The 11796-nt window shown below is 48.2% G+C and carries 12 protein-coding genes; 2 read left to right on the top strand and 10 right to left on the bottom strand.

All coding sequences use genetic code 11. The annotated features are described in order from the left end of the window. Positions 1-117: 117 nt before the first annotated feature. Entirely contained in the window at positions 118-642 is a 525-nt protein-coding gene (locus HNR77_RS17010; RefSeq protein ID WP_260410609.1) for a DUF2500 domain-containing protein, read from the bottom strand. Between the two features lie 109 nt (positions 643-751). Continuing rightward, the gene (pepF, locus tag HNR77_RS17005) at positions 752-2554 is read right to left on the bottom strand and encodes an oligoendopeptidase F (protein WP_184186749.1); all 1803 of its coding nucleotides are present in this window, start codon (positions 2552-2554) and stop codon (positions 752-754) included. A gap of 756 nt (positions 2555-3310) precedes the next feature. Here pepF and HNR77_RS17000 point away from each other — a divergent pair. Next, positions 3311-3457: a hypothetical protein gene (locus HNR77_RS17000; RefSeq protein ID WP_184186746.1), complete on the top strand. Its 147-nt coding sequence runs from the start codon at positions 3311-3313 to the stop codon at positions 3455-3457. 377 nt (positions 3458-3834) lie between these two features. On the opposite strand, the gene HNR77_RS16995 is transcribed toward HNR77_RS17000, so the two are convergent. The 5 genes from HNR77_RS16995 to HNR77_RS16975 all read right to left on the bottom strand — a co-directional run bounded on the left by HNR77_RS16995 (position 3835) and on the right by HNR77_RS16975 (position 8647). After that, positions 3835-4194: a winged helix-turn-helix transcriptional regulator gene (locus tag HNR77_RS16995; RefSeq protein WP_145403742.1), complete on the bottom strand. Its 360-nt coding sequence runs from the start codon at positions 4192-4194 to the stop codon at positions 3835-3837. Between the two features lie 285 nt (positions 4195-4479). Further along, complete coding sequence (gene hxlB / locus HNR77_RS16990) at positions 4480-5043, bottom strand: 6-phospho-3-hexuloisomerase (RefSeq protein WP_184186743.1); 564 nt, start codon at positions 5041-5043, stop codon at positions 4480-4482. 4 nt (positions 5044-5047) lie between these two features. Next, the gene (gene hxlA / locus HNR77_RS16985) at positions 5048-5680 is read right to left on the bottom strand and encodes a 3-hexulose-6-phosphate synthase (RefSeq protein WP_184186740.1); all 633 of its coding nucleotides are present in this window, start codon (positions 5678-5680) and stop codon (positions 5048-5050) included. Between the two features lie 825 nt (positions 5681-6505). Then, complete coding sequence (locus HNR77_RS30660; protein WP_184186737.1) at positions 6506-6982, bottom strand: hypothetical protein; 477 nt, start codon at positions 6980-6982, stop codon at positions 6506-6508. A gap of 582 nt (positions 6983-7564) precedes the next feature. Beyond that, the gene (locus HNR77_RS16975) at positions 7565-8647 is read right to left on the bottom strand and encodes a lactonase family protein (protein WP_184186734.1); all 1083 of its coding nucleotides are present in this window, start codon (positions 8645-8647) and stop codon (positions 7565-7567) included. Positions 8648-8871: 224 nt separating this feature from the next. Here HNR77_RS16975 and HNR77_RS16970 point away from each other — a divergent pair, with 224 nt between their 5' ends. After that, the gene (locus HNR77_RS16970; protein ID WP_184186731.1) at positions 8872-9801 is read left to right on the top strand and encodes an AEC family transporter; all 930 of its coding nucleotides are present in this window, start codon (positions 8872-8874) and stop codon (positions 9799-9801) included. Here the strand turns inward: HNR77_RS16970 and HNR77_RS16965 are convergent. The 3 genes from HNR77_RS16965 to HNR77_RS16955 all read right to left on the bottom strand — a co-directional run bounded on the left by HNR77_RS16965 (position 9779) and on the right by HNR77_RS16955 (position 11724). After that, entirely contained in the window at positions 9779-10375 is a 597-nt protein-coding gene (locus tag HNR77_RS16965) for a DUF2062 domain-containing protein (RefSeq protein ID WP_184186729.1), read from the bottom strand. The two genes, HNR77_RS16970 and HNR77_RS16965, sit on opposite strands and share 23 nt — an antisense overlap. Positions 10376-10433: 58 nt before the next feature. Beyond that, positions 10434-10892 (bottom strand): OsmC family protein, encoded by a 459-nt coding sequence (locus HNR77_RS16960; RefSeq protein WP_184186727.1) that lies wholly within the window; start codon positions 10890-10892, stop codon positions 10434-10436. Positions 10893-10956: 64 nt separating this feature from the next. Next, complete coding sequence (locus HNR77_RS16955; RefSeq protein WP_184186725.1) at positions 10957-11724, bottom strand: DeoR/GlpR family DNA-binding transcription regulator; 768 nt, start codon at positions 11722-11724, stop codon at positions 10957-10959. Between the last annotated feature and the right edge of the window lie 72 nt (positions 11725-11796).

The raw sequence follows: 11796 nt of genomic DNA, 5'->3' as shown, positions 1-11796 counted from the left end.
GTTTTGTTTTATTTTATGAGTATATCATCAATGTAAACGTTTGAATACCCATGAATTCGCTTTTTCGCTCCCACAACAAAACGGCCCGCTCCCTGTTCGGGAGGAGCCGCTGCACTTTTACATATAAAATTGTCCACTTCTGGTTTCGGTTTGCCCGGACTGCGGCTGAATATCTCGCTCAAAATGTTTGAAGCGGGTGCCCTGATACGTCAGCATGCCTCGATCCTGCTCCACCAGCATACCGTACATTTGCCCGCCAACATTCAGCTCCACCCGTTCCCCGTTATCAAACTCAAAGGTTGCATAGTACCTCGTTGTAGCGCTGCTGTCTCCGCTTCCCCCACTAACCTCGGTTCGTTTGGTCACCACTCTGGAATGCAGCGTCAGCACCGCAGTCGCATTGTTGGAGGACCAGGTTCGCACACCGGAAAAAATAGCATAAACGATGCCGCCCGCTACCACCAGAAACACAATGGCGATAACAATTTGAACAAATGCACCCATGGCTCCAAATTCATTAAAGCCCGAAAAAAAACCGCTCTGATTGCCCTCAAATCCCGGTACACCACTCATATCATCAAAACCTCCGAAGCCATCTACACTCAATCGGCCCAAGGATGAGAATAAGTCCGTTACCGCCATAACACATCGTTCCTTTCCATCTGCAAAATTACAGTTCACCAATCCCCGCTCAGAGAACGGTGCATGCAGACAACCCGCTCTGCCTTGTCCTTATACTATATGAGCCGGATTACGAATACAGACGTTCAAGTTCGTCAACAAGTGTGCCAACATAAGCAACAGCTGTGCGAATCGGCTCAGGCTGTGACATGTCCACCCCTGCCAGCTTCATCAGCTCCAGCGGCTCCAGGCTGCCGCCAGCTTTCAGCGCTTCAAGCCAGCGCTCTACCGCAGGCTGACCTTCCTCCCTGATCTTCTGTGCAGCTGCTGTTGACGCGGTTAAACCGGCTGCATACGTATATGGATACAGACCCATATAATAATGCGGCTGTCTCATCCAGGTCAGCTTGGCTCCTTCGTCAACAATGAGTTCAGAACCCCAGAACTCAGAGAGGACTGCACCTTTCAGCTCACTTAACGTCTTCGCCGTGATGGGTGTATCCTCGGTGGCAAGTGCGTACACCCTGCGCTGCAGCTCACCTTCGAGCAGATGGGTAACGAAATTGTGATAATACGTATTGAGCAATTGTAAAATGACCCAACGCCGCATTCTCGGGTTGTCGGAACGCTTGAGCAAGTGATCTGCAAGCAGCATCTCGTTCATCGTCGAAGGCGCTTCTATAAAATAAAGAGAAGGACGTGTATTTATCAGTCGTTGATACTTGCCAGCCAGCATGAAATGACCTGCATGTCCCACCTCATGGGCAAGTGTGAACGCCCCACGCATGTTGTCAGCCCACGAGATCAAAATGTAAGAGTGCGCACCATAGATAGAGGAACAGAATGCTCCCGTAGATTTGCCTGCATTGTCCGCGTAATCCACCCAACGTTCACTAAAGGCCCGTTCAACAATCTCTCCATACTCGGGACCGAGCACTTCCAGAGCTTCACGAATCAGCGTGCAGGCCTCATCATATGTAATCGCCGGACTGAATTCGGGATCAAGCGGAGCCTTGAGATCACAGAACATCAGCTTGTCGAGTCCAAGCTCACGCTTTTTCAGCGCAGCCAGTCTGCGCATATGCGGAGCGAGCTCCTTTTGAATAATATCAAGCACGTTATTGTACATCTCCCTGCTCACTTGCTGCGGAGCAAGCAGCATATCGGTTACGTCGTCATATCCGCGCAGACGTGATAACACCACTTGTTTCTTCACTTCGGCGGCGTATCCTTCGGCAAACGTGTTTTTATAGCTATTCAAGGATGCGCTGAATGCAGCATAAGCCGAGCGGCGCAGCTCCGTATCTGCTGACATCTCATAATTATTTTCGTATAAAGACCAGGATAACGGACGGGACTCATGCTCACCATCCAGCGCTTCATCAAACGTCATATCCGCCAGCTTGCCTCGCTGATAGATTCGATACGGTGAATCCAAGACCTCGCTGAGTGAAGCAAGCACCTTCTCCGTTTCCGGTGAAAGGCGATGTGCTTTTTCCGCAATCAACCGCTCCAGGCTGCGCTTGTACGGCTCCAGAGCCGGCAGCTCCTCTACATACCGCTCGATCGTACCGTCTGGCAGCGAGACAATCTCGGAAGAGATAAAAGATAGACTCGAAGACAGACTGGACACAATATCTCCTGCTTTGGCAGCATTCACAATGTTTGCCGGGTTGATGCTGTCCTCCGATTGCTTCAAACGGGCATAGGCAGCAGCTTTGCCAATCCGCTCCTGCAGAACTTCACGAGCTTCCAGACAAGCGAGCAGTTGCTGTGCACTTTGACCCAATGAACCCTGAAATGCCTCGATATGAGCAGCAGCCTCAGGCAGGGACATGAGCTCCTGCTCCCATTCCGCATCTGTTGCAAACAAGTCGCGCAGATCCCAGGTAGCTTCCTCCATAACCTCGGCACGTGTACGTATTTTTACCATTTTCACTGTCCCCTTCCCCGAATTCATCATCAGCTTGCTCCTCCGTTCCTCAGCTCATCATCGTTTTCTCATGGACAATCTTTAACATACTTTTTCTCAAGCTTCCATCATACTTTTCTCAACATTCCTTCATACTTTTTCTCGGGCTTCATTCATATTTCTTCTTAACATTTCAACATACTTTCTTCTTAAATTTCCATCATACTTTCTTCTTAAATTTCCATCATACTTTCTTCGTAACACTACTTCTTCTCATCGTGCCTAAAATCATAAGCTTCTTCTTTCAAACTTTTCCAATATCTCTCATCGTATCACACTCTGCTTATCTATACATGACATTACCTGAGAATGAGTCTTTTGGTTTACAAGTACAGAAATCAAGCCCGGCTATAAAAGTTAAACTAAAGAGTTTACACAATCCACTCTGAGATCTTACACGATCACTCCGATGACAGAACAACTTGGAGAGTAGCGGCAGCGGTTATCCCCGGATTTTTCTCTTCCTTATTCTCACAGGGGAAAAACTGTTGAGAAGCCTGTGCTTCCGAAGTTGCTTTCTTGCAGAAAGCTTTCAGGCGAGCACATCGCTTTTTCGGTTTTTTCTGTCCTCTCTGCTCCGTTCATGTGTAAAATGAATCGTTCAACTTATCATAGAAGGTCGAGCCGGGTTCGTTTATAAAAGATCAAGCTGGATTAGTTGGCTTGCTTCCGCTGCGTTCAATCACGAACTAACTGACAGCATTTGGTGTTCGTTGGTTGTCAGCCAGTTTGGCAGGAAAGAGCAGTCAGTTTGGCAAAAAGCATGTAGGCTTGGCCGCACGGCTGAGCATCAGAGCAGCCAGGTGGATGTTAGCCATCCAAAGCCCGCCGATATCAGGTGGTGTGATTCGCTCAGACCGCTAACGATTCCCAGAAGCCTTATTCCGTGCAAATTGGGTCGTTTGAAAATGTAACGATTCGTAGGAACGCTATTTCGCTGGAAATCATGCAAAAGTGGCGGGAATGGCGTCATTTTGGCAAAATAGTGTCTCGTGAAATCGTTAGAATTTCAGGAGGGTCTAAATCGCGTAAATAACGTTTCCTGGAATCGTTAGCGAGGTCAGCAACGTTGCAATAACGTGCGGCAATTCATGGACGAGATTATGAAAGGACCTTTGACGATTAGTAACCGGCTATGTGTCAGGTTCTAATCAATTGTTTCTTTTCAATCGATCTAAAAGATAAAAAAACGCCAAGCGCTGGACGTGTCCAGTTCCTTGACGTTGGGTTAAATCCTTCTCTTAAAGGTCTTTCCAGATAACATTCTCTCCATAGTTTTTGCCCCAGTTGTACATGGCGTGCAGCACGGGCATCAGACTCTCCCCATGATCTGTCAGGGAATATTCCACTCGTGGTGGGACCTCGGCATACACCTTGCGCTCTACCAGCTTGTCCTCCTCCAGCTCACGCAGCTGGTTGGTCAGCATCTTCTGTGTAATATGGGGAATCAGACGTTTCAGCTCACTGAATCGCTTCGTGCCCTCAAGACCCAGATGCCACAAAATAATGAGCTTCCACTTGCCGCCAATCACCGCCAGCGTCAGTTCCTTCTCACAGTTGATTTCTTTCAGATTAATACGTTCTTTGACCTCAGATGCCATCATCCAAGCCCCCTTTATTCTCTTAAATGGATACCTCTATAGCAATTGTCGATATTCCAGATTCTAAACGATACTGAATGCTAAGCCTGCTTTCCCGCACGCCCGCTGTACAGCATCTTTATTACATCATGTCTAATCATTTATTGTACTATAGCAGCTTCGCAATGAAAAGCCAGATAAAAACCCCCTACTCGCCAGAAAAGGCCGCAATCTTTGCATCAGCAAAGATCACGACCTGCTTCTTATTTTACAGCCCCATCTCAGTCAGGGGTTTCTTTCCAAAATCTATTCCAGATTGGCATGTTTGCTGAACATGTCGGCACCTGTCATGCCTTTCATTTCCATGATGGTGAGAATCAAGGCGTCCATACTGATAAGCAGACTTTGTTCAAACAAAGAGCCCATCGGCTGTATCGTCACTTCTCCTCCGGCTGCTGCTGTGTCCTCTTTGGCCGAAGCTGGAAGAACAACAACCGTCTGCGCCAGCCGGGCAATTGTAGATTCGGGCTTAATTGTGATTAAACCTACGGATGCACCCGCTCCGCTTGCTTTACGAGCCATAGCGGCCAGACTGCCCGTCTCCCCGGAACCGGAGCATAACAGCAGGAAATCCTCTGAGCTGATGCCTGGCGTCACCGTCTCACCCACCACGTACACCTCTAGTCCCATCTGCATCAATCGCATTGCAAATGCCTTGCCCATCAGACCGGAACGACCAGCCCCGGCTACAAAAATCCGCTTCGCCGCCAGCAGCTGCCCCGCCAACGTCCGCATTTCCGTATCATCAAGCTGGCTTAACGTGCGTCCCAATTCCTTGAGGATCACTTCGCCGTATTGTCTGCTGCTCATGAGCTTACCCTTGTTTTACAAGACGCTGCATTTCCGCTGCAACTGCCGCTTTGTCTGCTTGTCCTGTAATGCCGCCGCCTACAATAACCAGATCCGGTTGTGCTTTGATTACTTCTGGCAATGTGTCCAGCTTGATGCCGCCAGCAACTGCGGTTTTCGCGTTTTTCACCGCACCTTTGATTGTTTGCAGATCTTCGAAAGGGCTTTGTCCTTCAGCTTGCAAGTCATACCCTGTGTGTACACAGATGTAATCTACGCCAAGCGAATCAACTTCACGAGCACGTTGTTCAAGGTTAGGCACGTTGATCATGTCTACAAGAACTTGTTTGTTTTGTTTCTTCGCTTCTGCTACTGCACCTTTGATGGTACTGTCATTGGTTGCCCCAAGCACAGTGATCAGATCTGCACCAGCCTCAGCAGCTTTCATGATTTCATAACCACCAGCGTCCATGATTTTAAGGTCTGCAAGAACTTGCAGATTAGGGAATGCTTCTTTCATCGCTTTTACCGCGTGCAAACCTTCATTAATAACAATTGGTGTACCAATCTCAACGATATCAATATATTGTTCAACCTCTTTAACCAATGCAATCCCATCAGGAATGTTAACCAAGTCAAGTGCGAGCTGTAATTTCATTATCTTTGTTCTCCTTTGTTGTTCGAGTATGACTAAATTGTAGACCCTAGCGTTCATTTCAGGAAGTACGCACTTTGAAGTGAGGTAGTTACGTGGGAGAAACTAATGAAATTAACACCTTGTTATCCGAACAAAAAATCGAGCAACTATTCAGATTACATCCAATGATTCAACTCCCATCCAATCCGTTTGCCAGCGTTTTATCATGAAGCAAAAAGATTCATTTACCAATCCATGCAGACTGTTTTTAAAAAATCTCATTTTGCTACCTCTCAACCTCTGCCTAAGTCTGCCTGACTGTTTCTGCATTCCTTTGATGATGCTCGGGAGGCTGCAGCCGGTACAGCTATGGTTCATCCAGTTCCTGTTCTATAGGAGCCAGACGTCCGGATAATTCCCACGGATTCAGCTGCCGCACGCCGAGTTTTCATAATTCACTGAATTCTTAAAGACAAACATAACAAAAAGCATAACCCTCGAACATTTCCGTTCGAAAATTATGCTTCTTTTCATATGGCTAATCATCATTTTAATATAAACAATCCACGATAAATTTGCAGTCAGGTCGTTTCCATAGCTTAATATACAACCTCAATATGTTAATAAAGTAAACGTCTAATTATCATCCGTTAAACTCCAATTAACTGAAACGAATAGCACTCATGTTTCTTACTTCTGCCGTTGCGCTCGTAACGTTTGTAGTTGTTGTAAATTGCAAAATTAAAAAATATGTTATTGCCGTTGTAGTAGAAGGGAAAGTACTAACAGTGCCGCCAATGGGATGAATCCTTATTGTACCTGCGGCATCCCCCCTTTGGGTGTAGTTCAACTGGATCCCCCCCCCGCTCCTGCAAAATTGGTCAGGGTAATGTTACAATCGAAGCTCCAGTTATCTTCCACAACCACTGCGATCTGCGAAGTAAAGTCCAATTTTACAAGATCATCTGCCGGAATAGAGCCTGGGTTTACAGTTATGGAGCCAAGCGTAATTGTTCCTGCCAACGGAAGATCAAGCAACGCTGGCTGACTGGCAAAAAACAGCGAAGAAACTGCCGGGGCTCCCGTTGCTCCTGTGGCTCCTGACACTCCTGTCTCGCCTGTGGCACCTGTAGCTCCGGTTTCGCCTGTAGTATTATTTCCAGCTCCTATAAGTTCACTCGACACCAGACGATGCGCAGTCACCAGCTCTCCATTCTGGTCTCTTCCCCATACCGAAATTTTGGCGTCTGCTACAGCAGCATCACCCATTGTAAAATTAAACTCAACTGCATCAAAATTCGCATCAAAGTCTTTCGTTATCACTTGATTAGGCAAAACAATAAATAATTCTTCAACATATAATGTGCGGACGTCCGATAAATGATATCCTTGAACCCAAATATGATATACATCGGTTAAATTCTGATTGACCATTCTTACCTTAATTCTCTGGGTAGACCGTACACCCCTTCCTGCAACAATAGAATTTTGATTGGCCCCGTTGATAAAACTGCCATACTAGATGCCTCCTTTTCTCAGCCCCTGTCGGTGAATTGAGATCATCTAATATGATTATGTATAATACCAGGCAATCGTGAAGTACAAGTTGCCCATTTACAACTTCATGCATGGTTGAATGACCGTGTCCTGACTCCTCCTGCACAAAACCATGCTGATGAAGCAACTGAAGTCAAGAGCCAAGATCGTGGATCTTCTCTGTTATCAGACGATTTCCCTGCATGATATGCCTGCCCCTCTATCTATTCCAGCATTTTGCAAACCATCTCGAATCCTTCAAGAAGCGAATTAAAAAAAGAATACCCCCGCCTGATCGGGCAGGGTTATTCTCCATCTTCATACCAGCAGAAGCTGCTGTAAAGAGATATGTTTTTTCAAATAAAGCAATTACAGATAAACGGGCTTAACACACACCGGTTTGGATACACCTGTGCTGTGACCTGTGTATTTCAGACGACCGCTCTCTTGATCCACGGTGAACGTAACCATGTTGTTCGTATCACGGTTAGCTGCAATCAGCATTTTACCATTTGGTGTCAAAGCGAAATGACGCGGGTGCTGTCCTTCTGCGGAAACATGCTCCACCAGGGTCAGATGTCCTTTGTCTGCATCTACAGCAAACACCACGATGCTGTCATGTCCACGGTTGGAACCATACACAAAGCGACCATCATTGGAAACAGTGATCTCGGCTGTTGTGTTCTCGGCACCATCATAACCGTCAGGCAGGGTTGAAATGTTCGAAATCTCTGTCAGCGTACCCGCAGCCGCATCATACTTGTAGGATGTGATGGACGAGTCCACTTCATTGATCACATACGCAAACTGTCCGTTCGGGTGGAACGCCAAGTGACGTGGTCCTGCACCTGGATGTGTCTTCGTTTCACTGTGCAGCACCAGTTCGTTATTTTCTGCATTGATGGAATAGATCGCAATTTTATCTGCGCCCAAATCCTGTACCATCATATATTTGCCGTCCGGGCTGAAAAATGCGGAGTGCACATGCGGCTTGTCCTGACGTTCAGGATGTGCCCCGTGGCCTTCATGTTTTTTCTCGTCCAGAAGCGCACCAACCTCGCCGTTGTCCGTCAGCGCCTGAAGACCTACCAGTCCGCCATGATAACTGGACAGAATCAAATATTTACCGGAAGGATCACGTTGGATATGGCAAGGAGGAGCAGAGATGGAATCGTTGCGATTCAGCAGCGTCAGCTTGCCTGTCGAAGGATCAACGCTCAGCGCCACCGCTTCTGACATTTTATTGCCTTCGGCAGATGCCGTTTCACCAATCGCATACAGCTTGTTCGCTTCTGCGTTCACGTTAACAAACGTCGGATTCTTCACACCTGCAATGCCGTCCAGCTTCGCCAGACTGCCTGTGTCCTCATTTAATTCATATGCGTAAATGCCCTCATTTTCCGCTTCGGCATAAGAGCCCACTAATACAAGCAAACGTTTTGATTCACTCATTACAGTTTCCTCCTCTATGTGTATGTAGTCTTGCTGCACCTCTTCTATAATAAATCTGTCATATCAAAATAGCAATCCGGGCCGTACTGCTCACTGCTCTCAGCCCGTCCATTTCCAGCTCCGAACAAGGGTATTCTCCGTACGTGTCAACAGTCAAGCATTCAACTGCAATGCAATTCCTGATATGATAAGATAGGTTTTTCATCCGGAAAGGACTGAACAGATTGTTTACCTCATTTATAGTGACGCTCTACCATGTATTTCTCCCCATATCCCTGCCTGTCATTGGCGGAATGCTGTTAAAACATTTCAAAGGCTGGGATACGCGGCCCCTATCGACATTTTCACTCTATATTTTGAGTCCTGCGCTCATCTTCCATACCTTGCTGCATGCAGAGATCACATGGACGGATGTCACCAGCACCTTTTGGTTCTCGATTCTGAATCTGATTGCCCTCTGGGCCCTTGCCGAGCTGCTGAGCCGGATTTTCGGTCTGGGTGCACCGGAAAAAGCAGGCCTTACCCTCGTATCCACATTTACGAACTGTGTCAATTACGGGCTCCCGCTCGTGCTGCTTGCCTTCGGTCAGCTTGGACTGGACAAGGCTTCTGTATATGTCATTGGACAGATGATCATCGTAAATACCGTAGGTATTTTCTTTGCCGCAAGATCAGAATTCACCGTCAAAAAGGCCATCGGGTCCGTGTTCCGCATGCCTACCATATATGCAGCTGTGGTTGCTATCCTGCTGAGAACCTTCAGCATCAGCTTACCTGAGGCACTGGATGGCGGCGTGTCCATGGTTGCCACAGGTTATGCACCGATCGTGCTTGCCATTCTTGGCGCGCAGATGCTGCGTTCCAAAGGAGACCGCGAGCCGTGGCAGAACAACGTTCGCCGGGCGTTCTGGGCCGGACTCGTCGTGCGGCTGGCGGCAGCACCGCTCCTGTCCTGGCTTATTCTGAAAGCACTGCACGTCGAGGGAACCTTGTTTCCGGTGCTGCTTATTCTGGCGTCTATGCCAACGGCAGTGAACGCGGTTATTTTGGCTGAACAGTTCGGGGCATCCCCGCAGTTTGTCTCTCGCTGCATTCTGTGGACAACCGCTGCATCCATGCTCATCCTGCCAATTATGATTGTGATGTTTTCCTGATCAACACAGGCGCTGTGGCAGCACCAGAAGCGTTCGCTGCTTGGCGGCGCTTCTCCACCCGGCGTTCATGCCGCCGATGCAGCGCTCTTACATAGAAAAATTTAACGATAAAGTACGAAATGAAGCCCAAAATCAGGCCAAACACACTCATGCCCGTCAAAATATCCAGCCCGCCCAGCAGCAGTTCACTTACTGCTGACCAGTTCCCACGAAACAATTCCATCCATGCACTCTCATGCACAGGACCCTGCCCCATACTGTGAGCTGGCAAAATCCATGAACCAATCTGCTTCGCAAGCGGCATCAGAATAATAGGCAGAAACGTCAGCTTGCCCACGACATTGCCTACAATGGCCGCTGGCATGGAACCTCCAGACAAACGCACAATCGGATAAAACACAAGATAAATCAGGGATGCGGTCGAAATCACAATCAGTTCAAGGCCGAAACCTATGGCAAATCCGGTAGACACCTTGTGAGCACCACCCGGAGCACGTAAAAGTTTGAGAAAATTCAGTTTTATCGCACGAGTCAAACGTGCCAGTCGATTAGGTTTGCGCTTCCGGTTTTTCATCCTGAATTTCTCCTTATTTTGCACAAATGACGAATATTGTCGCCTATCCCCCATTATATCACACTGCGTCAGCACCAGTGGTTACAATCACAGGCCGCGTTTCCATCGCCACATTACCTGCCACAGCGCGAGATATCATACAGGAGGCTTCCGCTTTGTGCGCCAGACGCTCTGCCTTGCTCTGATCGGACTCGGATGCTTCCAGCGGCAGCACAATCCGCGGCCGATGAACAATTCGTTCATACGTAAATACGTTATCTGTTACATCCACCGTCGCCTCCGACTCCAGCGTCAGCTCATCCGGGGTGATTCCTGAACGCTCCAGCATTGCAGCCAAAGTAATCAGATAACAGGTTGACGCTGCGCCCAGCAGCATTTCGTCGGGATTGGTTCCAGTGCCCGGCCCGCCCATCTCCTGCGGGATGGAAATGACCGTTTTCAACCCCCCTGCATCAATCGTACCCTCACTGTTACGCCCCCCATTCCATACGGCTTTCAAGTGAAACGGATGTTTCATTCTAATCGGTCCCTTCTATATTTAGCTTTCGCATATTCGTTGTCATTCTTCAAAAGCATTCAGGCTACACACGTATACACGTAATATGAAGCTCGTTCAGTGCATCAACATGCTCTTCCAGCACGCCTTGATCCGTAATCACCTTATGCACACTTTCCATCGCCGCCACTCGGGTGAACGCCTGAATGTTAAACTTGCTCGAGTCTGCCAGCAGGATCACTTCATCTGCAATATGAATCATCTTCTGCTTCACCAGAGCCTGTAGTTCATTTGACTCGCTGATGCCTTTGCTCAGATGCACACCTTTGCAGGACAAAAACACTTTATCTACGTGATATGCATCCAATGAACGTTCGGCGAGCGGCCCGACAAAAGACAGCGATTTTGAAGCAAGCTGCCCGCCTGTCGCAATGACACGAATCTGCTCCTTTGTGCTCAGCTCGGCCGCGACCTTGATCGAGTTGGTCAGTACTGTTAGCGGAATGTTCGGAAGTCCCGCCGCCATATACCACGCCGTTGTGCTAGCATCCAGTGCTATTCGGTCTCCTGGCTCCACCAGTTTCACCGCTTCCTCTGCGATCCGGCGTTTCTCCTCTGCATGCGCAACAGCACGCTCTGGATATGGAATCTCGGACTGAAGCTCGTCCTTGTACTTCACACTTACCGCCCCGCCATGTGAGCGCCTGAGCCTTCCCGCCTGCTCCAGCTTGTCCAGATCACGGCGAATCGTCTCTTCCGTCACGCCGCAGCGTTCACTAAGCTCGGTTACACGCATGCTTCCCTGCGCATCTACCCATTCCACAATTTTCTCATATCGTTCTGCAACGAGCATATTTCTTCACTCCAAACCGTTAATGTTCCACTGCATCCTGTCCTCCATCATAACACAGAGACGTTATAAGGA

The sequence above is a fragment of the Paenibacillus sp. JGP012 genome, from assembly GCF_014203995.1.
Taxonomy (GTDB): domain Bacteria; phylum Bacillota; class Bacilli; order Paenibacillales; family Paenibacillaceae; genus Paenibacillus; species Paenibacillus silvae.
The sequence above is the reverse complement of the archived record's forward strand: the minus strand, read 5'-3'. Positions and strand labels throughout refer to the sequence as shown.

Excerpts from the sequence above, each read along its gene's own strand:
- hxlB (WP_184186743.1), bottom strand. The coding sequence starts at position 5,043 with ATGAGCAGCAGACAATACGGCGAAGTGATCCTCAAGGAATTGGGACGC.
- pepF (WP_184186749.1), bottom strand. The coding sequence starts at position 2,554 with ATGGTAAAAATACGTACACGTGCCGAGGTTATGGAGGAAGCTACCTGG.
- HNR77_RS16960 (WP_184186727.1), bottom strand. The coding sequence starts at position 10,892 with ATGAAACATCCGTTTCACTTGAAAGCCGTATGGAATGGGGGGCGTAAC.
- HNR77_RS16965 (WP_184186729.1), bottom strand. The coding sequence starts at position 10,375 with ATGAAAAACCGGAAGCGCAAACCTAATCGACTGGCACGTTTGACTCGT.
- HNR77_RS16955 (WP_184186725.1), bottom strand. The coding sequence starts at position 11,724 with ATGCTCGTTGCAGAACGATATGAGAAAATTGTGGAATGGGTAGATGCG.
- hxlA (WP_184186740.1), bottom strand. The coding sequence starts at position 5,680 with ATGAAATTACAGCTCGCACTTGACTTGGTTAACATTCCTGATGGGATT.
- HNR77_RS16975 (WP_184186734.1), bottom strand. The coding sequence starts at position 8,647 with ATGAGTGAATCAAAACGTTTGCTTGTATTAGTGGGCTCTTATGCCGAA.
- HNR77_RS16995 (WP_145403742.1), bottom strand. The coding sequence starts at position 4,194 with ATGGCATCTGAGGTCAAAGAACGTATTAATCTGAAAGAAATCAACTGT.
- HNR77_RS17010 (WP_260410609.1), bottom strand. The coding sequence starts at position 642 with ATGGCGGTAACGGACTTATTCTCATCCTTGGGCCGATTGAGTGTAGAT.